The 22,339-nt window shown below is 70.1% G+C and carries 19 protein-coding genes; 6 read left to right on the top strand and 13 right to left on the bottom strand.

The window, feature by feature from the left end; genetic code table 11:
• Positions 1–334: 334 nt before the first annotated feature.
• The 5 genes from OU415_RS34120 to OU415_RS34140 form a co-directional block, all read right to left on the bottom strand.
• Positions 335–2,242 carry an FAD-binding monooxygenase gene (locus OU415_RS34120; protein ID WP_270953719.1) on the bottom strand — a complete coding sequence of 636 codons (1,908 nt, stop codon included), beginning with the start codon at positions 2,240–2,242 and terminating at the stop codon, positions 335–337.
• An 84-nt stretch (positions 2,243–2,326) separates the two neighbouring features.
• Positions 2,327–3,397, bottom strand: coding sequence for a 3,4-dihydroxyphenylacetate 2,3-dioxygenase (hpaD, locus tag OU415_RS34125; protein ID WP_270953721.1), 1,071 nt, complete (start codon positions 3,395–3,397; stop codon positions 2,327–2,329).
• A 33-nt stretch (positions 3,398–3,430) separates the two neighbouring features.
• The gene (locus tag OU415_RS34130) at positions 3,431–4,873 is read right to left on the bottom strand and encodes an aldehyde dehydrogenase (protein WP_408641965.1); all 1,443 of its coding nucleotides are present in this window, start codon (positions 4,871–4,873) and stop codon (positions 3,431–3,433) included.
• 2 nt (positions 4,874–4,875) lie between these two features.
• Positions 4,876–5,853, bottom strand: coding sequence for a 4-hydroxy-tetrahydrodipicolinate synthase (gene dapA, locus OU415_RS34135; RefSeq protein ID WP_270953723.1), 978 nt, complete (start codon positions 5,851–5,853; stop codon positions 4,876–4,878).
• A gap of 17 nt (positions 5,854–5,870) precedes the next feature.
• Entirely contained in the window at positions 5,871–7,361 is a 1,491-nt protein-coding gene (locus OU415_RS34140; RefSeq protein ID WP_270953724.1) for a fumarylacetoacetate hydrolase family protein, read from the bottom strand.
• A 118-nt stretch (positions 7,362–7,479) separates the two neighbouring features.
• Here OU415_RS34140 and OU415_RS34145 point away from each other — a divergent pair, with 118 nt between their 5' ends.
• From OU415_RS34145 to OU415_RS34155, 3 genes are all read left to right on the top strand, one after another.
• The gene (locus OU415_RS34145) at positions 7,480–8,154 is read left to right on the top strand and encodes a GntR family transcriptional regulator (protein ID WP_270953725.1); all 675 of its coding nucleotides are present in this window, start codon (positions 7,480–7,482) and stop codon (positions 8,152–8,154) included.
• Between the two features lie 214 nt (positions 8,155–8,368).
• Positions 8,369–9,205 carry an IclR family transcriptional regulator gene (locus OU415_RS34150; protein WP_270953726.1) on the top strand — a complete coding sequence of 279 codons (837 nt, stop codon included), beginning with the start codon at positions 8,369–8,371 and terminating at the stop codon, positions 9,203–9,205.
• Complete coding sequence (locus OU415_RS34155; protein WP_270953727.1) at positions 9,202–10,845, top strand: HAL/PAL/TAL family ammonia-lyase; 1,644 nt, start codon at positions 9,202–9,204, stop codon at positions 10,843–10,845. Before OU415_RS34150 ends, OU415_RS34155 begins: the two co-directional genes overlap by 4 nt.
• Before the next feature lie 129 nt (positions 10,846–10,974).
• Here OU415_RS34155 and OU415_RS34160 read toward each other — a convergent pair whose 3' ends face one another.
• The 4 genes from OU415_RS34160 to OU415_RS34175 all read right to left on the bottom strand — a co-directional run bounded on the left by OU415_RS34160 (position 10,975) and on the right by OU415_RS34175 (position 15,846).
• Positions 10,975–12,306 (bottom strand): formimidoylglutamate deiminase, encoded by a 1,332-nt coding sequence (locus OU415_RS34160; protein ID WP_270953728.1) that lies wholly within the window; start codon positions 12,304–12,306, stop codon positions 10,975–10,977.
• Positions 12,303–13,505, bottom strand: coding sequence for an imidazolonepropionase (gene hutI / locus OU415_RS34165; protein WP_270953729.1), 1,203 nt, complete (start codon positions 13,503–13,505; stop codon positions 12,303–12,305). The genes OU415_RS34160 and hutI overlap by 4 nt, the downstream gene beginning before the upstream one ends.
• Before the next feature lie 5 nt (positions 13,506–13,510).
• Complete coding sequence (locus tag OU415_RS34170) at positions 13,511–15,262, bottom strand: urocanate hydratase (RefSeq protein ID WP_270953730.1); 1,752 nt, start codon at positions 15,260–15,262, stop codon at positions 13,511–13,513.
• A 152-nt stretch (positions 15,263–15,414) separates the two neighbouring features.
• Complete coding sequence (locus OU415_RS34175) at positions 15,415–15,846, bottom strand: nuclear transport factor 2 family protein (protein ID WP_270953731.1); 432 nt, start codon at positions 15,844–15,846, stop codon at positions 15,415–15,417.
• Between the two features lie 204 nt (positions 15,847–16,050).
• Here OU415_RS34175 and OU415_RS34180 point away from each other — a divergent pair, with 204 nt between their 5' ends.
• Complete coding sequence (locus tag OU415_RS34180) at positions 16,051–16,941, top strand: LLM class F420-dependent oxidoreductase (protein ID WP_270953732.1); 891 nt, start codon at positions 16,051–16,053, stop codon at positions 16,939–16,941.
• A complete protein-coding gene (locus OU415_RS34185) occupies positions 16,938–17,405 on the top strand; it encodes a nuclear transport factor 2 family protein (RefSeq protein WP_270953733.1) in 468 nt (155 codons plus the stop codon). Before OU415_RS34180 ends, OU415_RS34185 begins: the two co-directional genes overlap by 4 nt.
• Before the next feature lie 7 nt (positions 17,406–17,412).
• Here the strand turns inward: OU415_RS34185 and lhgO are convergent, their stop codons facing one another.
• On the bottom strand, positions 17,413–18,642 hold the full coding sequence (gene lhgO / locus OU415_RS34190; protein ID WP_270953734.1) for an L-2-hydroxyglutarate oxidase: 1,230 nt from the start codon (positions 18,640–18,642) through the stop codon (positions 17,413–17,415).
• Positions 18,643–18,708: 66 nt separating this feature from the next.
• Between lhgO and OU415_RS34195 the strand changes: the two genes are divergently transcribed.
• Positions 18,709–19,422 carry a GntR family transcriptional regulator gene (locus OU415_RS34195; RefSeq protein ID WP_270953735.1) on the top strand — a complete coding sequence of 238 codons (714 nt, stop codon included), beginning with the start codon at positions 18,709–18,711 and terminating at the stop codon, positions 19,420–19,422.
• Between the two features lie 120 nt (positions 19,423–19,542).
• Here the strand turns inward: OU415_RS34195 and OU415_RS34200 are convergent, their stop codons facing one another.
• The 3 genes from OU415_RS34200 to OU415_RS34210 all read right to left on the bottom strand — a co-directional run.
• Positions 19,543–20,058 (bottom strand): nuclear transport factor 2 family protein, encoded by a 516-nt coding sequence (locus tag OU415_RS34200; RefSeq protein ID WP_270953736.1) that lies wholly within the window; start codon positions 20,056–20,058, stop codon positions 19,543–19,545.
• Positions 20,059–20,068: 10 nt separating this feature from the next.
• Positions 20,069–20,938 (bottom strand): SDR family NAD(P)-dependent oxidoreductase, encoded by an 870-nt coding sequence (locus tag OU415_RS34205; RefSeq protein WP_270953737.1) that lies wholly within the window; start codon positions 20,936–20,938, stop codon positions 20,069–20,071.
• A gap of 177 nt (positions 20,939–21,115) precedes the next feature.
• On the bottom strand, positions 21,116–22,339 hold a 1,224-nt coding region (locus tag OU415_RS34210), incomplete at its 5' end, for an MFS transporter (RefSeq protein ID WP_270953738.1).

Here is a 22,339-nt window from a genome sequence, read left to right on the forward strand (position 1 = left end):
CGCCTGGACTCCGGGTGCCCACCCTTATGTATGCCAATACACGGCGGCTGGGCCGTCCTCGCCAGGCGAACGCTGAGAACCCGCGGCGGTGCAAGCGCCGAGGGTGGGCTATGCGCCTGCGGCGCATGCGACCCTCACCGCACGGCGCCGGTCATGCTTCGCGGTCACAGCCCGGACAGGATGAAAAAGGCTCAATGGAAATCGCACGTCCGATTTCCATTGAATTTGCGGTGATCCGTCCACCGGAACCGGGACCTGTCCACATCCTCCGGTGTGTCGGGGTACGACACGCCGGGGAACCGCAGTTTCAATTGAAACTGCGGTTCCCCGGTGCTCAGCTGCGGACGGGCTGCCGCTGGGCGTTGAAGATGCCCGCGAAGAACTCCGCCAGCTCCTCCACGGCATCCAGCGGGAGGACGTTCGCGACGTAGTGGTCCGGGCGCACCACGACGAGGGCTCCGCCGCGGTCGATGCCGCGTGCTTCGAAGATGTCGTCCTTCGGGTCCGCGGCGTAGACCTTCTCGTAGTCGACGATGTCGAACGGTCCCACCTTCGGCAGGTACGCGCGCGGCACCGCGGCGAGGTCGACTCCGGTGTGGGGCTGCTGGTAGACGACCTTGACGTCGAACCACGCGTCGACGTCCCCGTCCTTCGGCGTGTAGGCCACCACCGGCGACTCCGGGGAGGCGGCGATCCACTCGGCGAAGTCGGTCGCCTTCGACGGCTGCCCGGCGGCCGGCCGGTCGGCGAACGCGTAGATCCGCCAGCGGCCGTCCGCGCGGTGGTGGTGGCCGAGGTGGACCGGGTTGGCGTCGCAGACCCGCGTGACCGCGTTCGACTTGAAGCGCTTGCCGACCGGGAAGCCGGTCGCGAGGTGCTGGTGCACGGCCGTGCCGACGATCATCGACGGCTGGTACTGCGTCATCAGACCGGCCGGGAACTCGGCCGTCTTGACGTAGAAGTCCTCCAGCTGCGAGGGATCGTCCATCTCCTCCGGCTTGGCCGCCATCAGGCTCGACCACTCCCGGTCGAAGTCGATCAGGTTCTGCGCGATCACCTGGCGCTCCGCGGAGTAGGTGTCGAGCAGCGACTCGGGAGCTCGCCCTTCGAGGACGTGCGCGACCTTCCAGGCGATGTTCCAGCCGTCCTGCATCGACACGTTCATGCCCTGCCCGGCCTTGGCGCTGTGGGTGTGGCAGGCGTCGCCGGTGATGAACACCCGCGGGCTGCGGATGCCCACCAGCTCCTCCGGCACGTCGTCGAACTTCGCGGCGAGCCGGTGCCCCACCTCGTACACGCTGCGCCAGCAGACGTGCTTCACCGTCAGCGTGTACGGGTGCATGATCACGTTGGCGCGGGCCTCGACCTCCTCCTGCGTGGTGTTGCGCACCGCTCCGTTGTCGTCCTCGGAGACCTCGCCCAGGTCGACGTACATCCGGAACAGGTGGTTGCCCTCGCGCGGGATGTGCAGGATGCTGCCGCCGTCGTGGGACTGGATGGCGCACTTGGTCCGGATGTCCGGGAAATCGGTCTCGGCCAGCACGTCCATCACGCCCCAGGCGTGGTTGGCCTGGTCGCCCACGAGTTCGCGGCCGATCGACTCGCGCACCTTGCTGCGCGCACCGTCGCAGCCGATCACGTACTTGGCCCGGACCGTCCGCTGCGCGCCCTCGTCCTCCCCCGCGCTGCGGCGCAGGGTGACCGCGACCGGGTACTCCCCCTCCTCCGCGATGTCGAGGGTGACGAACTCGTAGCCGTAGTCCGGCACCAGCCGCGCCGGGGCGTTGCGCGCGTACTCGGCGAAGTAGTCGAGCACGCGGGCCTGGTTGACGATCAGGTGCGGGAACTCGCTGATCCCGGACGGGTCGTCGGGAGCGCGCGCGGCGCGCACGATGTTCTCCGGGTTCTCCGGATCCGGTTTCCAGAAGGCCATCTCGGTGATCCGGTAGGCCTCTTCGATGATCCGGTTGGCGAAGCCGAACGCCTGGAACGTCTCCACGCTGCGGGCCTGGATGCCGTCGGCCTGGCCGACCTCCAGGCGACCAGGACGGCGGTCGATGACGCGCGTGACGATGCCGGGGAACTGCGCCAGCTGGGCGGCGGCGATCATCCCGGCCGGGCCGCTGCCCACGATGAGGACGTCGACCTCGTCCGGGAGCTCCTCGGGCCGGTCCACGCCGACCCCCGCGGCCGGCTGGACGCGCGGGTCGCCGGAAACGTACCCGTGGTGGTGGAACTGCACGGTTCCTCCTCACATCGTTGTGGGTTGATCGTGTTCAGTGCTGCGCCGGGGATCGCCCGTGCAGTCCGGCGGGAAGTCCGCCGCTCACAACGAGTTTCCGAGCTTGAAGCCGGCGTCCACGTCGTCCTTGCGGGTGTAGGAGAACCCGTCCGCGCCGACCGTCACGGCCATCTCGCTGGCGTCCGTGCGCTCCTGCACCGGCTGCGGGTTGCCGTCGAGGTCCAGGACCGGCGACGCCTCGGTGTACCAGGACGGGACGACCGGGTTGCCCCACCAGTCCCGGCGCTGGTTGTCGTGGACGTCCCAGGTCACGACCGGGTTGTCCGGGTCACCGGTGTAGTAGTCCTGGGTGTAGATCTCGACCCGGTGCCCGTCGGGGTCGCGGATGTAGAGGTAGAAGGCGTTGGACACGCCGTGCCGCCCGGGACCGCGCTCGATGACGTCGGACTTGCGCAACGCGCCGAGCTTGTCGCAGATGGCGAGGATGTTGTGCTTCTCGTGGGTGGCGAAGGCGATGTGGTGCAGCCGCGGCCCGTCACCACCGGTGAGCGCGGTGTCGTGCACGGTCGCCTTGCGCCGCAACCACGCCGCGTAGGTGGTGCCCTCCTCGTCCTTGATGTCCTCGGTGACCCGGAAACCCAGCTCCTCCAGGTATTCCCGGCCCTTCGGCACGTCCGGGGTCACCTGGTTGAAGTGGTCGAGGCGGACCAGCGCACCCGGGGTGTACAAGTCGTAGCGCCAGGCCAGCCGCTCGACGTGGTCGACCTGGTAGAAGAACTCGTACGGGAAGCCCAGCGGGTCGGTGACCCGCACCGAGTCGCCGATGCCCTTGACGAACCCGTCCTTCCGGCGTTCGGTGCGGCACCCCCGCGCGGCGAACCACTGCTCGGCCCGGTCCACGTCCTCCGGGGTGCGGACGCGGTAGGCGAACGCCGCCGCGGCGGCGACCGGTCCCTTGCGCAGCACCAGGTTGTGGTGGATGAACTCCTCGAACGAGCGGAGGTAGATCGCCTCGTCGTCCTCCTCGGTGACCACCAGGCCGAGCGTGTCCACGTAGAACTCCCTGGAGGCCGCCAGATCGGTGACGACCAGGTCCAGGTAGGCGCAGCGGACGATGTCGGGAGGGGTGAGCTCTGATGCAGCCGAGACACTCATCGTTGAACGTTCCTTCGCATGCGTGACGCCGTGTCAGGCGCCGAACTTCGGGGTGTGGACGGGGGCCAGCGAGATGTGCATCGCCTGCTGGTCGGAGTAGAAGTCCAGCGACCGGTAGCCGCCCTCGTGCCCCAGACCGGAGGCCTTGACCCCGCCGAACGGCGTGCGCAGGTCCCGGACGTTGTGCGAGTTCAGCCAGACCATGCCGGCGTCGATGCGCTGCCCGAAGTTGTGCGCGCGCTCGAGGTCCGAGGTCCACACGTAGGCGGCCAGCCCGTACTTGACGTCGTTGGCCAGCTCGAGCGCTTCCTCGTCGCTGTCGAACGGGGTGATCGCCACGACCGGGCCGAAGATCTCCTCCTGGAAGATCCGCGCGGTCGGCGGCACGTCCACGAACACCGTCGGCTGCACGTAGTTGCCCGATTCGAGGCCTTCCGGACGACCGCCACCGGCGGCCAGCTTCGCCTCGGTCTTGCCGATCTCGATGTAGCCGGTGACCTTCGCGTAGTGCTCGGGGTGCACCAGCGCGCCGACCTCGGTGGCCGGGTCGTGCGGGTCGCCCACCTTGATGTTCTTCGCCCGCTCGACGTAGCGCCGCACGAACTCGTCGTAGATGGGCCGCTCGACCAGGATCCGGCTGCCCGCGGTGCAGCGCTCGCCGTTGAGCGAGAAGACGCCGAACACCGTCGAGTCGATCGCGGCGTCGAGGTCGGCGTCGGCGAACACCACGGCGGGGCTCTTGCCGCCGAGCTCCATCGACAGCGCCTTCAGCGTCGGCGCGGCGTTGGCGAAGATCAGCTGGCCGGTAGCCGATTCCCCGGTGAACGAGATCAGCTGGACGTCCTCGTGCTTGACCAGCGCGTCACCGGCCTCCTCGCCGATGCCGTTGACCAGGTTGAAAACACCGTCCGGCACGCCGGCCTCGCGGAAGATCTCCGGCCACAGGCTGGCCGACAGCGGGGTGAACTCGGCCGGCTTGAGCACCACGGTGCAGCCCGAGGCCAGCGCCGGGGCGAGCTTCCAGCTCTCCAGCATGAACGGCGTGTTCCACGGGGTGATCAGGCCGGCCACGCCCTTGGGCTTGCGGTTGACGTAGTTGACCTGCTTGCCCGGGACCTTGTAGGTGTCGTCGGCCTGCGCCACGATCAGGTCGGCGAAGAACCGGAAGTTCTCCGCGGCCCGCCGCGCCTGCCCGAGCGCCTGGGTGATCGGCAGCCCGGAGTCGAAGGACTCCCACTCGGCCAGCCGCTCGTCGCGGGATTCGACGATGTCGGCGATCCGGTTGAGGACCCGGGCCCGCTCCCGCGGCAGCATCCGCGGCCAGGGGCCTTCGTCGAAGGCCTTGCGCGCCGAGGCGACGGCGCGGTCGACGTCCAGGACGTCGAAGGTGGCGCCGTCGAGGCTGTCGACGAATTCGCCTGCGACGAAGTGCTGGAGCCGCTTCGGCAGGTTCTGCGGCACGTGCTGGTCGGTCATGGTCATTCCCCTCCGGTTGCGCGGGCGGCGATGGTGTCCTCGGCGTCGACCGGCGAGAGCTGCTCCGCGCCTTCGGCGAGCAGCGCGCGGATCTTGTCCTTGCCCGATTCGGTCGGCGCGATCAGCGGCGAGCGGACGTGCCCGGAGCTGATCAGGCCGCGCTGCTGGAGCACCCACTTCACCGGCGCCGGGTTGGTCTCGACGAAGATCAGGTCCACCAGCGGGTGCAGGCCGTAGTGGATGTCCAGCGCTTCCTCCAGCCGCCCGGCGTGGAAGGCCTCGTACATCTTCTTCGTCGCCGCGGGCGCGATGTTGGCCGTGGCGCTGACGAATCCGGTGCCGCCGAGGGCCAGCAGCGGCAGGCACAGCAGCTCGATGCCGGACCAGACCAGCAGATCGCGACCGGCGGCCTTGATCACCCGGGAGAAGTGCTCGAAGTCCTTGGTCGTCTCCTTGATCCCGACGAAGTTCGGCACGTCGCGGTGCAGCCGGGCGACCGTCTCCGGCGCGATCTCCACCGCGGTCCGGCTCGGCACGTTGTAGGCGATGATCGGCAGGTCCGGGTACTCCGCGGCGACCGTCTTGTACCAGACGTACAGCGCTTCCTGGGTGGGCCGCGCGTAGTACGGCGTGATGATCAGCGCGGCGTCCACGCCGGCGTCGTAGGCCGCGCCGGTGAGCTCGATGGTCTCGTCGAGCTTGGCCGAGCCGGTGCCCGGCACGACCGGGGCGCGGCCGTCGACGGTCTTGAGCACCGTGCGGATCGCGTCCGCCCGTTCGGCGATCGTCTGCGCGCTCGGCTCACCGGTCGAGCCGCCGATGGAGATCCCGTCGGAGCCCTGCTTGAGCTGCCAGTCGACGAGGTTCGCCAGCGACGCGTGGTCGACCTCGCCGTCCGCGGTGAACGGGGTGACGACCGGCGCGATCGATCCGGTCAGTTCCTCGGGGCGGGTGCGCCAGGCACCCGGGGCGTTGCTCATCCAAATCCTCCTGCGAACTATGCGTCGGTGTTGGTCCGGTCGGCCTCGTAGCGCTTCCGCCAGTCGCCGGTCAGCGGGTAGAGGCCGTCGACGGCGGCGCCCTCGGCGACCCGCGCCGCGATCCACTCCTCCTGGGCCTCCTGCTCGATCGCGTCGTCGAGCACGTCGCCCAGCAGCGCCGGCGGGATGACCAGGACCCCGTCGTCGTCGCCGACGATCACGTCGCCGGGCTGCACGGTCGCCCCGCCGCAGGCGACGGTGATGTCGCGGTCCCACGGCACGTGGCGCCTCCCGAGAACTGCGGGGTGGGGGCCGGCGGAGAACGTGGGGATGTCGAGTTCGGCGACCGCGTTCCAGTCCCGCACGCCGCCGTCGGTGACGATGCCTGCCGCGCCCCGGACCTGGGCCCGCAGCGCGAGGATGTCGCCGACCGTCCCGGTGCCGCGCTCGCCGCGCGCCTCGACCACCAGCACATCACCGGGGCCGAGGGCGTCGAAGGCCCGCTTCTGCGCGTTGTACCCGCCGCCGTGGCTGCGGAAGAGGTCCTCGCGGGCGGGCACGAAGCGCAACGTGCGGGCCCGGCCGATCATCTTCCGACCGGGGCTGTTGGTGCGCACGCCGTCGATCGACACCTGGTTGTAGCCGTGCTTGCGCAGCTGCGAGGACAGCGTCGCCACCGCGACCTTCTGCAGCTTCGCCACCAGCTCGTCGGTGAGTTCGAACTCGGCAGGCAGCCCGGCTGCTTCGCGGCTCCCCCAGGCCTCGGCCCGCTGGTGGTCGTCGACCACCGGCTGCGCGCTGAAGTCCGGCAGCGGGACCGTCCCCTCGACCACGGTGGTCCGCAGCCGGCCGGTGCGGTGCTCGGTGCCCGGGACGTCCACCTCGACCTCGACGACGTCGCCCGGGACCACCACCGACGATCCGGCGGGCGTGCCGGTGAGCACCACGTCACCGGGTTCGAGGGTGATCAGCTGCGACAGGTCGGAGATCAGCTCGCCGAACGGGAAGACGACGGTGCCCGCGGAGTCGTCCTGGACGAGTTCGCCGTTGACCCAGGTCCGGACCCGAAGCGCGGCCGGATCGATCTCGGCGGCGGGCAAGGATTCGGGGCCGAGCGGCGTGTAGCCGTCGCCGCCCTTGGAACGCAGGTTCGAGCCCTTGTCCGCGGTGCGCAGGTCGTAGGCACCGAGGTCGTTCGCCGCAGTCACGGCCGAGACGTAGGACCAGCCGTCCTCCCGCGCGACCCGGCGAGCGGTTTTGCCGATCACCAGGGCGATTTCGCCTTCGAAGGCCAGCAGTTCGGCCCCCGGCGGACGCTCGACGGTCTGGTCCGTGGCCGCGAGCGAGGTCACCGGTTTGAGGAAGTACGACGGTTTGGCCGGTGTCCGGCCGCGTTGGGCGATCCGCGACGGGTAGTTCAGGTGCAGCGCGATCACCTTGCCCGGCCGCCCGACCAGCGGGTGCCAGGCCAGTCCTTCGACCGGAGAACGAACGTCGTCGTGCGTCATGACGAGGATCGTATATGATGACGTATCTGATATCAACGGTTCGAGCACACCGCCGGAGAGATCGGGACGCACCGCCCCCTCGGGCAAGATGGAGCGCACTTCACCGAAACGAGGCCCCATGACCACGGACGCACCGACCGGCCGCGGCACCACCAGCAAGTCCCAGCTGGCCTACGAATGGCTCCACGACCGGATCGTCTCGCACCGCTTCACCCCGGGCTACCGGTTGGTGCTGAGCCAGATCGCCGGTGAGCTCGGCATCAGCGCGGTCCCGGTCCGCGAGGCCATCCGCCGGCTGGAGGCCGAAGGGCTGGTCACCTTCGAGAAGAACATCGGCGCGCAGGTCGCCCTGCTGGACGAGGGTGAGTACGTCACCACGATGCAGACGCTCGCGGTCGTCGAAGGCGCGGCCACCGGCTTCTCCGCCCCGCTGCTGACCGCCGCCGACCTCGCCGAGGCGCGGGCGGTGAACCAGCGGATGCGGGAGAGCCTCGAGCACTTCGACCCGAGCCGCTTCACCCAGCTCAACGAGGAGTTCCACTCGGTCCTGTTCGCCCGCTGCCCGAACGAGCACATCACCGACCTGGTGCGCCGCGGTTGGGGCCGGCTGCGCATGCTGCGCAACTCGACCTTCAGCTTCGTCCCGGGTCGCGCGGTCGAATCCGTCGCCGAGCACGACAAGCTCATCGAGCTGATCGAGAACGGCGCCGATCCGCTCGAGATCGAGCTCGCCGCGCGCCGCCACCGCACCGCCACCCTCGACGCGCTCCGCCGGTTCCAGCGCGACCACTGACCCGGCCGCTCCGGCCAGCGCTGATCCACTGTGGACTTCACCCGTCCGGTTTTGCCTCCCGAGACCCCGATGTCGCATTCGACGGCCTCGGCTCCGCAGCGCCGCGCGGCGGTGTCCCACAGCATGAGAACCGAGCTTGTGGAGCGGGAAACCGCTGGGGTCTCATGGGCGCGGTCCACGACGACGTGGCGGCCGCGCGGAAGGGCAGGGGGTCTTGACCGACGAACCGGTTCCGGCGTGGGGGCGGTCGATGTCCTCGCTCGAACGCGGACTCGCCATCCTGATCGCCATCGCCGACCAGGGCGAGGTGTCGGCCGCTTCCCTCGCGCGCCAGCTGGACGTCCCCCGCTCCACGGTCTACCGGCACCTGAAGGTGCTCTGCGGTCACCAGCTGGTCGAGGAGGACGGCGGCCTCTACACCCCCGGTTGGCGGGCCATCGGGATGTCCGGCCGGAACCTGACCAACACGATCCTGTCCAGCCTCGCCCTCGACGAGCTCGTCGACCTCTCGGCCGCGCTGGAGGAGACCGCTGTCATCACGGTCCGGACCGGGACCCACGCGGTGTGCCTGCGCCAGGTGCGCGGGCCGCGTCCCGACCACGTGTCCTTCCGGATCAACGAGCTGCTGCCGCTGCACGCCGGCGCCGGTCAGCGCATCCTGCTCGCGCACGCCTCCGCCCCGCTGCTGCGCTCGATCTTGTCCCGAAAGCTCGGCACGCCCACGGGGCTGCAGGTGGACCCGGAGTTCCTGCGCGCGGAGCTGCGGGCGGCGCGGCAGCAGGGCTACCAGATCTCGCGCGGGGAGCTGCGGCGCGGCGCGCTGGCCATCGCCGTCCCGGTGCTGATCAAGGGCGAGGCGATCTGCTCCCTCACCGCGGCCGGGAAGCAGTCCCGCTGCGACCACCCGGAGTGGATCGAGCGGGCCGTGCGGCTCCTGCGCGCGAGCGCCGAGCGGCTCTCCGACCGGATCACCGCGGCTGATGAGCACATGGATTCCGGCGATGTCCCATCAGCTCCACCGTCCGACCGCCGACAGGAAGAGCGACCATGACCGAAGTGATCCTGGGTGCCCAGCGCCTGACCTTGGAAGACCTCGTCGACGTCAGCCGCGGCCGGCGCGGCATCGCGCTGTCCGACCGCGCGCTGGAGACCATGGAGCCGAGCGCGCGGTGGGTGGCGGGGCTGACCGACGCGATGCGCGCGGGCCGTCCGGTGGACGCGGTCTACAGCGTGAACACCGGATTCGGTTCGCTGGCGGGCAAGCAGGCGTTCGAGAAGGTCGAGGACGCCGAGGAGCTGTCCCGGCGGCTGATCGTCTCCAACGCCTGCGGCACGGGCGATCCGCTGCCCGAGGACACCGTCCGGGCGGCCATGGTGATCCGGGCGGCGTCCCTGGCGCGCGGCTACTCCGGGGTGCGCCCCGAACTGCCGCAACTGCTGGTGGACATGCTCCAGCGGGGCGTGTTCCCGGTCATCCCGCAGTACGGGTCCCTGGGGGCTTCCGGCGACCTGATCCAGCTGGCGCACCTGGCGCTGGTCATGACGCGTCCGGCCGGGGAGGACATCGCGGCCGACAGCGGTGAGGTGTTCCGCGGCACCGAACGCGTCTCGGGCGTGCAGGCGATGCAGGAGGCCGGGCTGGAGCGGATCGTGCTCGGCGCCAAGGAAGGGCTGGCGGCGACCAACGGGACTTCGTTCTCCTGCGCGCACGCCGCCCTCGCCCTCGCCGATGCCGAGGTGGTCCTGAAGACCGCGCAGATCACCGCGGCGATCTCCATCGAGGCCATGCGGGGGTTCGGGGACGCGTTCATCCCCCAGATCCACGAGGCGCGCGGGCACCGCGGGCAGATCGCGGTCGCCGCCCGCCTGCGCGAACTGCTCTCCGACAGCGGACTCGTGGACGGCGACGCCGACACCGACCCGGTGCGCAACCCGCCGCAGGACGCCTATTCGCTGCGCTGCACCCCGCAGGTGCTCGGCCCGGTGCTGGACGCGCTGGAGTTCGTGCGCGGGATCGTGGAGACCGAGATCAACGCCGCCACCGACAACCCGCTGATCATCACCGAGCTGCCGCGCTCGCTGAAGGCGGCCTCCGGCGGCAACTTCCACGGCGAGTACCTGGCGATGGCCTCCGACCTGCTGGCCATGACGATGAGCGAGGTCGGCAACATCGCCGAGCGGCGCGTCTTCCGGCTCACCGACTCCAGCCTCAACCGGGGCCTGCCGGACTACCTGGTGGACTCGGAGAAGGTCGGCATGGACTGCGGGTACATGCTGCCGCAGTACCTGGCCGCCGCGCTGGTCTCGGAGTGCAAGACGCTGGCCCACCCGGACTCGGTGGACTCGATCCCGTCCTCGGCGAACCAGGAGGACCACGTGTCCATGGCGAACAACGCCGGCCTGCACGCCAGGGCGGTGGTCCGCAACGTCCGCGACGTGATCGCCATCGAACTGCTGATGGCCTGCCAAGCGCTAGAACTGCGGATGCAGCGGGAGGACGTGCCCCGTTCCGAGATCTCCTCGGCCGCCCGCGCCGTCCTAGACCTGGTGCGCGCCACCCCCACGGCAACGGGCCGAACGATCCCGTTCCTCACCCAGGACGTGGTCCTCAAACCCCTGCTCGACGCAGCCGTCGACCTCGTCGCCTCAGGCGCCGTCCTGACGGCAGTCGACGAACGCCCCCAGTCCTAAAAGGACTCAGTACCCGGGTGAAGCCGCTCCACCGGGTCCAGTCCACGACGACGCAAATTCAATGGAAATTGGAGGTCCAATTTCCATTGAATTTGCGTCATCCGTGGTTCGGCGCCCCTCCTCCGGGGGTCAGTGGAGCAGGGTTTTGATGGTGCGGTTCAGGTCGTAGCCGGGTTCTGCGACCTTCTTGCTGCGGAAGTCGTCGACGACCACCTCGCCGCCGCGCAGGACCGTTCGGACGTCCCCGGCTTGGGCGGCGAAGAGCACGTGCGCCAGGACGTCTCCGGCCGCAGCACCGGCGGTGCGCGGAGTCGTCAGGTCCACCACGGTGAGGTCGGCCAGTTGACCCGCCTCGATCCAGCCTGCGTTCCAGCCCAGCGACGCCGCGCCACTCGCGGTCAGGGCGGTCGCGAGGTCGGGGACGCCGACGTGGCCGCGGGTGCCGGAGGTGACCCGGAGGTCGAGCTCGATGGCGCGGGCCTCCTCCAGCAGGTCGATCATCATGTGCGCGTCCGAGCCGACGCTGAGCCGCGCACCCGCTCCGTGCAGCAGACCGGCCGGGCCGACGCCGTCGCCCAGGTCGCGTTCGGTCGTGCAGCACATGCAGATCGTCGACCCGCTGGTGCCGTAGGCGGCGATGTCGGCCGCGGTCAGGTGGGTGGCGTGCACGGACGTCATGTCCGGTCCGAGCACACCCGCTTCGTCCAGCAGTGCGGTGGGTGTCAGGCCGAACCGGGCCAGGGCCGCCTCGTTCTCCGCCGGTTGCTCGGAGACGTGCGCGTGGATCGGCATTCCCCGGGAACGGGCGAACTCGGCGATCGGGGCGAACGCCTGGCGCGGGACCGCACGCACGCTGTGGATGGCCGCACCGGGGCGGGAGTTCGGTGTGGTGGGCAGCGCCGACACGCGTTCGGCCCAGGACTGCCAGGAACCGTCGGTGAAGCGGCGCTGCACGCCTTCGAGCTCCTGGCCGTCCACGCCGCCCTGGAGGTAGCAGGTGTCCAGCAGGGTGATCCGCAGGCCCGCGTCCACCGCCGCCTGGACCACCGCGTGCCCCATGGCGTTCGGGTCGGCGTAGGGGCGGCCGCGCGGATCGTGGTGCAGGTAGAAGAACTCGCCGACGCTGGTGATCCCGGCCAGGGTCATCTCCGCGTAGGTGGCCCGCGCGAGGTCGTACAGCGAATCCGGGTCCAGTGCCCCGGCGACCCGGTACATCAGGTCCCGCCAGGCCCAGAAGCTGCCCACGTCGCGCTGGCCCTGCCCGCGGATCGCGCGGTGGAACACGTGCGAGTGGCCGTTGGCGAAGCCGGGGAGCGTCAGCCCGGCCAGCCAGGTGGAACCGTCCGATGTGGACACGTTCGGGGTCGCGCTCGTGATGCGCTCCCCCTCGACCTCGATGAGCACGTCCCGTTCCGGGGCGTCCCCGCCCAGCCACGCGTATTCCGCCAAGAAGCGCTTCATCTCGCACCCTCCGCTCCGACCACGGCCCCAGCGCGCACCACGGAGTCCACAGTGGATCCCGATAGCCGGTACGCCAGGTGCTCGTGGCTCGGGATGTCCAGGACCAGCACGTCCGCCTCCCTGCCCGCGGTCAGCGAACCGATCTGGTCTCCCAGCCCCAGAGCGCGCGCTCCGCCCAGGGTCGCCGCCCGGATCGCCGCGGCCACGCTCATCCCGCCGGTGCGGCAGGCCATCACGATCGCCGTCTGCATGCTGGTCGTCCAGCACCCCGGGCACACGTCGGTGGCCAGCGCGATCTCCATCCCCGCCCGTTGCAGGCGCGCGGGGTCCAACGGCTTCGGATGGGCGACGGCGTAGTCCAGGCAGGGCATGTACACGCCCACCGCACCGGCCTCGGCCAGCACTTCCAGCTCCGCGTCCGAGGTGTGGTTCAGGTGGTCCGCGCTGACGACGCCGAGCCGTGCGGCGACCTCGGCGAACCCGGTGCGGCTGTAGGCGTCCAGGTGGATCTTGGGCGCCAGGCCGTGCGCCAGCCCGGCTTCCAGGATCCGCTCGGCCTGCGCCGGGGTGAAGTACCCGTCGTCGCAGTACACGTCGTTGAACGCGGCCGAACCGGCGACCTCCGGCAGCTGCGCGATGATCTCCGCCGTCCACTCCTCGGGGTCGCGACCGGGCTCGATGGCGTGCCCGCCCAGGTAGGTCGACACCAGCCGGGCGTCCGCCGCCTCCGCCAGCAGCGCGTTGGCCACCAGCAGCCGCTGTTCGGACTCCCGGCTGAGCCCGTACCCGGTCTTGGACTCGAACGTGGTCGTGCCCGATGCCACCATCTCCCGCACCCGCGGCAGGGCTTGCTGGACGAGCTCGGCCACCGACAGCGCCCGCGTGTCGGCCATCGTCCCGGTGATGCCCACCGTCGCGCCCGCGGGCGGGGACGTCCCGGCCGCCTTCGCCGCGTACTCCGCGGCCCGGTCCCCGCCGAAGACCACGTGGGTGTGGCTGTCGACGAAACCGGGCAGGACGACCTTGCCCGAGGCGTCGATCACCCGGCGCCCCCGGTAACCGGAGACGATGCGCCCGCCGTCGGCGGCGAGCCCCCCGCCCCGGAGACGGCCGATGAGATCGGGCGCCTCCGGGGCGCAGGTGAGCAGCTCGGCGGCGTCGGTGATGACCAGGTCGACCACCTGGGTCTGCTCGGTCATGGCGCTCAGCCCTCGTCGTCCGGGCCGAAGGTCGCCTTCGGGGTCCACCACAGCGGGATCGACAGGCCCTCGCCGGGCCCGACGGTGGTGGCCACCTCGCGCGCCCGGTCGTAACCGGACTGGGCGTGGCGCACGACGCCGATGCCGGAGTCCACCGTCAGGGCGGCCTTCAACCGGAACGCGGCGATGTCGGTGCCGTCGGCGATCATGGTGACGCCGGTGTGCACCGAATCGCCCATCGCGTAGTTGGCCTGGATGGCGATCAGGTCGCACATCGCCGAGGCGTTGAGCAGGCCGTTGAGGTAGGGCCAGTCGGAGATCACGTCCGAGCCGTCGGGCATGTTCTCGGTCTCGAAGGTCGGGTTGATGATCGAACCGCTGTCCAGGTTGTCCCGGGAGAACGCCACCGGCCCGGCGATCTCACCGGACTTGATCAGCTCGTTCACCGCGAGGCCGAACTTCTTGCGCTGCCCGAAACCGAGGTAGCAGACCCGGGCGGGCAGGGCCTCGATCGGCACGTGCCGGCGGGCGAGACCGATCCAGCGGGTGACCAGCTCGTCGTCGGCGAACAGCTCCACCGCCAGGTCGTCGAGCCGGGCGAGGTCGGCGGGATCCCCCGAGGTGCAGGTCCAGCGGAACGGGCCTCGGCCCTCCAGGAACAGCGGCCGCAGGTAGGCCGCGACGAAACCGGGGATCTTCATGGCATCGGCGAAGCCGTGCTCCTCGCACTGGCGGCGGATCTGGTTGCCGTACTCGAACGTCGGCACGCCGAGGTCGTAGAACCGGTTCATCGCCTTGAGCTGCCGGACCATGGCGTCGCGCGAGAGCTCGAAGTAGGCGTCGCGGTCGCGCTTGCGGAACTCCTCGGCCTCCGCCACCGAACAACCGACGGGCACGTAGGCCACCGGGTCGTGGGCCGGGGTCATCTCGGTGACCACGTCGGGGCGGAAGTCGTGCTCCAAGGCGTACTCGAACAGCTCTGTCGCGTTGGCCACGACGGCGATGCCGAGCGGCTTTCCCTCGTCAGCGGCCTTGCGCGCCATCGCGAGCGCTTCCGGGATGGACTCGGCGAGGACGTCGCAGTAGCCGATCCGGATGCGGTTGTTGATGATGCGCTCGTCGACGTCCGCGCACACCGCCACACCACCGAGCATGGTCATGGCACGGGGCTGGTTGCCGCCCATGCCTCCCATGCCGGCGCACAGCAGGATCTTGCCCTCCCAGGACCCGTCCAGGTGGACGGCTGCGACGGACCGGAGCGTTTCGAAGGTGCCCTGGATGACCCCCTGCGTCCCGATGTACTCCCAGGGCGCGGCGGTGTACTGGGCGAAGATCGTGAGGTTCTGGTCCTCCAGCTGGTAGAAGCGCTGCCAGCTGGGGCGGACGAAGTTGGTGGTGGCCATGACCACGCGCGGCGCGAGCTCGTGCGTCTGGAACACGGCGACCGGCATGCCCGACTGCACGACCAGCGTCTCGTCGTTCTCGAGCTGCTTCAGCGCTTCGACGATGGCGTGGTAGGACTCCCAGTTCCGCGCGGCCTTGCCGATGCCGCCGTAGACGACGAGGCGTTCGGGATGCTCGGCGACCTCCATGTTGTTCTCGAGCATCCGCAGGATGGTCTCCTGCTTGGGCCCTTTGCAGCGCAGGACGTCCCCGCGCTGGGCCTTGATCCCGCGCAGGACTTCGGGCGCCTGCGCAGGCGGATCCGGGAAGGACGTGGCCATGTGCACGTACTTGTTCTCAGCTGCCCGCGTCATCGCGAACTCCCCTTCTCACCGGCCAGAAGAGCGGCACTGGATGGACGTCAGCGCGCGGGTCCCGGCGCTGACCGGACCACAGTCAAGCGCCGGGCGGAAAGCCCCAGCAACGCCCATTCCCACAGCACGAGAACAGTCGCTCCGGGTCGTGATCAGGTGGGAGGCGGCGGAACGGTGCAGGAGTAGGACGCCTCCTCGACGCGCTCCTTGATCCGCCAGGTCCCGTCGACCCGGACGAACGTGTCGAGGTACCAGAACCCGCAGTTCAGCACCCCGCCGTCCGGCAGCACCAACGGGTTGTGGCACATCGTGCGCCCGGTCGCCGCGTCGCCGTCGACGCTGATCGCCGGGTTGGCGATCAGGTGCTGGAAGGCCGGGAAGGCGGGGAGGACTTCGGCCAGGAACTCCTTGATCTCGGCCAGGTTCCCGCGCGCTCCGCCCGTGGCGGTGTAGTCGATCAGCGCGTCCTCGGTGAACACCTCGTCGAGGAGGTCCCACTGCCGGGTGTCGACGGCGTGGCAGTAGCGGACCATGAGGTCCTGGATCTCCAACCGGTCCGAGATCTCCTGCTGGGACAGCATCATTCCCCGATCTGTGGCCGAAGTGGACGGTGCTGCGCAGTCCTGGGCATCGGACGTGCAACCGGCTCGCAGCCACCATGGACCACCGCGCCGTTCGAAGGCAAGCGCGGATCCCGTTGCGCAGCAAGGGCTCCGCGCACTGGTCCGAACAGAGCACCAAGCAAACGATAGGTTTGCTTTCCGGCGGACCTCTCCTACCATGTGCCCATGGGAATGAAGTACGCAGTGATCGCTCCCGTGTCGGCAGGCGTCACCGCGCGCCCCGAATGGATCGGCGGCTACGCGGAGCACCTCGAGGCCTGCGGCTTCGAATCCCTCGTCGCGGTCGAGCACGCGGTGGTGGTCAGCAGGTACTCCAGCACGTACCCGTACGCCTCCTCCGGGAAGATGGAGCTGGCCGACGACCTGGACATCCCGGATCCGCTGGAACTGCTGTGCTTCCTCGCTGCGCGCACCACGCGGCTGAAGCTCGCCACCGGGGTGCTCGTCCTGCCCAACCACCACCCCGTGGTGCTGGCGAAGCGGTTGGCGACCATCGACGCCCTCTCCGGTGGGCGGCTCCGGCTCTGCGTCGGCATGGGCTGGATGAAGGAGGAGATCGAGGCGTGCGGCGCCGACTTCGCCACCCGCGGACGCCGGGCCGACGAGCAGATCGACGTGCTGCGCGCGCTGTGGGCCGACTCCTCCCCCGACGGTGTGGACCACCACGGCGAGTTCTTCGACTTCGACGGCGCGATGAGCTATCCCAAGCCGGTCGGCGGGAACATCGAGATCCACATCGGCGGGCACAGCGTCGCCGCCGCACGCCGAGCCGGCCGTCGCGGCGACGGCCTCCAGCCGCTGGGCGTGGCAGGCGAGGAGCTGGCGAAGCTGGTGGACGTGATGCGCAGCGAGGCGGAGGCCGCCGGCCGGGACCCCGACGCGCTGGAACTCAGCCTCGGCCACGCGGTTTCGCGCATCACCCCCGAGAAGGCCGAGTCCCTCGCGGAACGCGGAGCCCACCGGATCGTCCTGCAACCGACACCGACCGCAGACCTGGAGGAGGCCAAGGACGAGCTCTCCGCCTGCGCCGAACGACTCGGTCTCGACAGACGATGAGCCTCACCACCGCGGACCGGCAGGCACTGGCCGACCTCGTCGCCCGCTACGCCGCCAACGTCGACCAGCGGTCGGCCGGATCAGCGCTCGCGCTGTTCACCGACGACGCGGTGCTGGGCGTTCCCGCACCACCGGACGAGCTCGGCCCGACCTCGTTCCTCGAGGGACCGGACATCGCCGTCGCGATGCAGGTGGTCGAGAGATATCCGATGACCAAGCACGAGATCGTCGGCCAGCTGTTCGACGAGACCGAGGACCCGCACACCGCGACCGGCCGGATCTCGTGCATCGCCCACCACTTGCGCCGGAACTCGGCGGGCGAGTTGGAAGACCTGATCTGGCACCTCACCTACGCCGACACCTACCGCGAGAGCGGCGGAACGTGGCGCTACGCGAGGCGCGAGATCACCATCGACTGGATCGAACGCCGAACACCCCGCAGCTGGCGCATCGCGGAGGCGTGACCCGGCATCATCGCGTGCGGCGCGAGGCGAGGTCGTGGCGCTCGATCACGTTCTCCACGATGTGCTCGGCGATGGCCAGCGACGACGTCGCACCGGGCGACGGAGCGTTGCGCAAGTGCGTGACCGGACCGACGTGCTGGATCACGAAGTCGTCGACGAGCTTGCCGTCGCCGGCGAGGGCCTGCGCGCGAATACCGCGCGGCATCCGCGCGAACCGGGCACCTTCGATGGCGGGGACGTAGCGCGCCGCGTCCTTGATGAACTTCTTGGCCGAGAGAACTCCGAGGATCTCCCGCCGGGCCCCGGCCAGGTTCTCGGACGCGAATCGCCAGAACCCGGGATCCGCGGCGATCGCGAGCGAATCGCGCACGTTGATGCCCAGCCCCCGGTAGATCTCCCGCGAGAAGGACAGGAAGGCGTTCGGCCCGACCGTCATCGCACCGTCGACCCGCTTCGTGAGGTGCACCCCCAGGAACGGGTACTTCGGGTCGGGCACGGGGTAGACGAGTCCGCGCGTGATGTCCCGGAAGCGGGGTTCGAGGACCAGGTACTGCCCGAAGAAGGGCACGATGGAGGGGGATTTGGCAGCCCCGGAACGCTGCGCCAGCCGGTCGGACTGCAATCCCGCGCACGCGATCACGTTGTCGAACCGCTCGTCTCCCCGACTGGTGCGAACGCGCACGCCGCCGCCGGATGGTTCGTCGACACCGAGGACCTCGACGCCCAAGCGCACGTCCACCCCAGCGCTCCTGGCGTCCTCGACGAGTGAGCGCGTGACCGCCGCGTAGTCGATGATCGCGGTGTCCGGCGAATGGATCGCGGCGATACCGCGCGCTTCCGGCTCGATCTCCCGCAGTTCGGCGCCGCTGATGAGGCGAACGCCGGGAACGCCGTTCTTCGTCGCCCGGTCGTAGATCGCGTCGAGGCGCCCGCGCTCCACCTCGTCGAGCGCGACGACCACTTTCCCGCAGCGCTCGTAGGGGATGTCGTGCTCGGCCACGTAGTCCTGCAGCAACTGCACACCGCGACGGCAGAGCCGCGCTTTCAACCCGCCGGGCTCGTAGTAGAGCCCCGCGTGCACGACGCCCGAGTTGTGCCCGGTCTGGTGGGCCGCGAGCTCACGCTCCTTCTCGAAGAGCACGACCTGCGCACCGGGGAGTTGCCGGTTCAACTCGCGGACGACCGCGGCACCGATGATGCCGCCGCCGACGACCGCGACACGGCGCGTCTCAACCATTCGTTCCCTCTCGTCGTCCGGGGCGCGTCACCGTGCTGCGCCGACGCATCCGGCAGAATCGGCAGTGTGGAAGCTCTCGACGTCAGCAGCGTGACCGGCCGCGTCCTCGACCAGCTCCGGGCGGCGATCATGAGCGGCGAGCTCGAGCCCGGCCGGCTCTACAGCGCCGCGGCCCTGGGCGAGCAGCTCGGCGTGTCGAGAACCCCGATCCGCGAAGCATCGCACGAACTGGCCCGCCTCGGACTCGTCGAGATCGAGCGCAATCGCGGCATCCGCATCGTCGCGACGTCGGTCGAAACCCTCCTCCAGGGGTTCGAGGTCCGCCTCATGCTCGAGGTCCCCCTGGCCCGCCGCGCCACCCGGCACGCCCGGGACGAGCCCGGCGTCCGCCGCCGCCTCACCGAGGTGCACGAGCGCTTCCGCGATGTGGCGGCAGAGGGCGACGCCGAGCTCACGCTGCGAACCGACCGCGACTTCCACACGGTCCTGCTCGAGCTGAGCGGCAACGACCGGGCCACCAGCGTCCTGCGCGAACAGCGCGACATGGTCCTGGAGAGCGGCGTCGGAACCGTCCCGACGTCCCGCACGCCCGTCGAGTGCTTCGAGGACCACGCCGACATCTACGAAGCCTTCATGGCCGGGGACGAAGCGGCGATCGGCGAGGCCATGAGCCGCCACATCGTCAACACGGCCACCCTCCTCATCGCCCAGGAGTCCCGCCGGCGCTCGGAGTTCCACGACCACGGCGTGGCCGACCGCCTCCGCGGCCTCCTCACCTGATCCACCCCGAACAGGACGCCCGAGGTCGAGGTACTCCGTGTGCACCTGAACACCGTAGGCCGAGTAGCATGCAACATGCAACGATGGGCGGACTCGACCTGCCCGAGAGCGCCTGCCGGGTTACTCCGGCACCTCGGGGCCGGGGGCGACGTCGGCGCCTTCCGGGATCGGGAAGGTCACGCCGGTCAGCGGGATGACCTGCGAGCGCTGGATCTTCCACTCGCCGTCCTCGACCACGTACCGGTCCCGGTACTCCAGCGAGTTCTGCTCGATGACGCCGTCGACGAGGTTGACCCGCATGAACCAGAACGTCCAGCTGCCGACCGCGGTGCCGGCGTCGACCAGCTCGATGTCCGGGTGGACTCCCTGGTGGATGTCGTTGTAGAGCCAGCGGTCGCCGTCCCGGCGCAGGGCCAGGTGGCTGTAGAGCTCGACGAGCTTCTCGCGGCCCTCGAAGCCGCCGAGCGGCCCGTAGTCGATCTCGGCGCCCTCGCGCACGAAGCACTCCCGGAAGGCATCGGGATCCTTGCTGTCGCAGGCGCGCCAGTACCGGTACTTCAGGCGTTCGATCTGCTGGATCGCTTCCAGCCGCGCCACCCTGCGAGCGAGGTCGCGCACGTCCACCTCGTCGGACATCTCTCCCACCTCACTCCACCACGGCTTCGCTGAACTCCACCGGAGAACCGAGGAACTGCCGGTGCGACGCCGGTGCCTTGCCGTCCACGTCGACCACCCCGAGTTCCGCACCGAGCTCAGCGCCGACCAGCACCTTCCCCGAGTACCGCATCCGATCCGGGTGCGCGGCGAGGGCGGCGATGACCCGCCCGGTGAACTCCGGCGATTCGGCCATCGCGGTCAGTTCGCCGTAGCGCTCGGGATCGGCGTTCAACGCAGCCTCGGTGCGCTCGGTGCGCAGCAGTCCCATCCAGATCGACACCGCGGCCACGTCGAACGGTTCGAGGTCCACGGCCATGTCGTGCGCCATCTTGTCCGCGCCCGCCTTCACCGATCCGTAGGCCGGGCCGTGCATGTAGCAGGTGCCGCCGAAGGACGAGGTGTTGACCAGCAGACCACCACCGGTGCCGGCGAGCAGCGGTGCGCCGAAGTAGCCGGACACGTAGCTGGATCGCAGCCCGACGTCGAACATCTCCTGCAGCGCAAGCGGTTTGGACCAGAACGGTCCCGGGTTCGCCAGCTGGTCCGGGACGACGAACGCGTTGTTGACCAGCACGTCCAGCCTGCCGCGCTCGGCGCGCACCCGCCCGAACAGCGCCTCGACCTGCGCGTCGTCGCGGTGGTCGCAGACCACCGGGATTCCGGTACCACCCCTGCGATCGATCTCCTCGGCGGTGGCGAACACCGTGCCCGGAAGCGCCGCATCGCCTTCCTGCGCGGTCCGACCCGTGACGTAGACCGTCGCTCCGGTTTCGCCCAGGGCCAGGGCGATCCCCTTGCCCGCGCCCCGGCTCGCACCGGTGACCACCGCGACCCGGCCGCCCGCCTGCTCGTTGGTCATGCAACCGCTCCCAGTCCCGGCCCACCGGCCGACCGCGCGAGTGAAAAACCAAACGCTTGCTTGAGCGACCGAGCCTATCCGAGGAGGTCGACGAGTCAAGCCCGCGATCGCGGGCCCCGCACGCCGGAGCCGCCTGCAGCACCGGGCCGGTGCGGCAGGCGGCTCCGGGGACTGCGGTTATGCGTCGACGCGCTGCTCCGGGTTCTTCCGCGGCGCGTGGAGGCTGCGGCGGAAGGTTTCCGGGGCCGCGAACATCGAGGCCGCTGCGATGAGGGCTCCTGCGGCGACCAGCGCCGCCACGCTCCACGACGCCCCGCCGGACCACATGATCAGCGACGTCGCCAGCAGCGGGGTGAAGCCGCCCAGCAGGACGCTGCCGATCTGGTAGCCGATGGACACCCCGCTGTAGCGCAGGCGCGGCTCGAACAGCTCGGTGTAGAACGCCGCGATGGGCGCGAACACCGCACCGTGCGGGACCGCGAGCGCGATGGCCAGGGCCAGCGCGATGAGCGTCGGGGACCGGGTGTCGACCAGCCAGAAGAACGGCCAGGCGTAGGCGGCCATGAACACCGCACCGCCGATGAACACCGGCCGCCGCCCGACGCGGTCCGACAGCGCACCCCACAGCGGCAGCACGACGATGTTCAGCGCCGCCGCCAGCATCACCCCGGTCAGCCCGGCCTGACGAGGCAGGTCGAGTTCTTGGGTGATGTAGGTGAGGATGAAGACGGTGAACACGTAGTAGTTCCCGCCCTCCGCGAAGCGGACCCCGATCGCGATCAGGATCTGCTTCGGGTGGGTGCGCAGCACCTCGATCAGCGGACGGCGCGACGGCCCGCCGGATTCCACCGCCTCCGCGAAGGACGCGGACTCGGTGATGCGGAACCGGATGTAGAGCCCGACCAGCGCCAGCACGATGCTCAGCAGGAACGGGATCCGCCAGCCCCAGCTGATCAGCTGGGGTTCCGGCAGCAGCGAGACGATGCTGAACACCCCGGTGCCCAGCAGGAGTCCCGCCGACACACCGGTTTGCGGCCACGCGCCGTACCGCCCGCGCTGGCCGTCGGGCGCGTGCTCGACGGCCATCAGCACCGCGCCGCCCCACTCGCCGCCGACCGCGAAGCCCTGGACCAGCCGCAGCAGCACCAGGAGCGCCGGTGAGGCGATGCCGATCTGCTGGTAGGTGGGCAGCAGACCGATCAGCGTCGTCGCCCCGCCCATCAGCGTCAGGGTCATCACGAGGGTGGCCTTGCGGCCGAGCCGGTCACCGTAGTGACCGGCCACGAAACCGCCGAGCGGACGGGCGATGAACCCGGCCGCGAAGGTCCCGAACGCGGCCAGCGTGCCCGCTGCCGGGCTGATGTTGCTGAAGAACAGCTGGTTGAAGATCAGCGCCGCAGC

The organism is Saccharopolyspora oryzae, from assembly GCF_027853915.1.
Taxonomy (GTDB): domain Bacteria; phylum Actinomycetota; class Actinomycetes; order Mycobacteriales; family Pseudonocardiaceae; genus Saccharopolyspora; species Saccharopolyspora oryzae.

What these genes read in the sequence shown, in the direction of transcription:
- OU415_RS34145 (WP_270953725.1), top strand. Translation starts at nt 7,480, where the DNA reads ATGACCACGGACGCACCGACCGGCCGCGGCACCACCAGCAAGTCCCAG.
- hpaD (WP_270953721.1), bottom strand. Translation starts at nt 3,397, where the DNA reads ATGAGTGTCTCGGCTGCATCAGAGCTCACCCCTCCCGACATCGTCCGC.
- OU415_RS34160 (WP_270953728.1), bottom strand. Translation starts at nt 12,306, where the DNA reads ATGAAGCGCTTCTTGGCGGAATACGCGTGGCTGGGCGGGGACGCCCCG.
- OU415_RS34175 (WP_270953731.1), bottom strand. Translation starts at nt 15,846, where the DNA reads ATGATGCTGTCCCAGCAGGAGATCTCGGACCGGTTGGAGATCCAGGAC.
- OU415_RS34180 (WP_270953732.1), top strand. Translation starts at nt 16,051, where the DNA reads ATGGGAATGAAGTACGCAGTGATCGCTCCCGTGTCGGCAGGCGTCACC.
- lhgO (WP_270953734.1), bottom strand. Translation starts at nt 18,642, where the DNA reads ATGGTTGAGACGCGCCGTGTCGCGGTCGTCGGCGGCGGCATCATCGGT.
- OU415_RS34130 (WP_408641965.1), bottom strand. Translation starts at nt 4,873, where the DNA reads ATGACCGACCAGCACGTGCCGCAGAACCTGCCGAAGCGGCTCCAGCAC.
- OU415_RS34140 (WP_270953724.1), bottom strand. Translation starts at nt 7,361, where the DNA reads ATGACGCACGACGACGTTCGTTCTCCGGTCGAAGGACTGGCCTGGCAC.
- OU415_RS34205 (WP_270953737.1), bottom strand. Translation starts at nt 20,938, where the DNA reads ATGACCAACGAGCAGGCGGGCGGCCGGGTCGCGGTGGTCACCGGTGCG.
- OU415_RS34155 (WP_270953727.1), top strand. Translation starts at nt 9,202, where the DNA reads ATGACCGAAGTGATCCTGGGTGCCCAGCGCCTGACCTTGGAAGACCTC.
- hutI (WP_270953729.1), bottom strand. Translation starts at nt 13,505, where the DNA reads ATGACCGAGCAGACCCAGGTGGTCGACCTGGTCATCACCGACGCCGCC.
- OU415_RS34200 (WP_270953736.1), bottom strand. Translation starts at nt 20,058, where the DNA reads ATGTCCGACGAGGTGGACGTGCGCGACCTCGCTCGCAGGGTGGCGCGG.
- OU415_RS34170 (WP_270953730.1), bottom strand. Translation starts at nt 15,262, where the DNA reads ATGACGCGGGCAGCTGAGAACAAGTACGTGCACATGGCCACGTCCTTC.
- dapA (WP_270953723.1), bottom strand. Translation starts at nt 5,853, where the DNA reads ATGAGCAACGCCCCGGGTGCCTGGCGCACCCGCCCCGAGGAACTGACC.
- OU415_RS34185 (WP_270953733.1), top strand. Translation starts at nt 16,938, where the DNA reads ATGAGCCTCACCACCGCGGACCGGCAGGCACTGGCCGACCTCGTCGCC.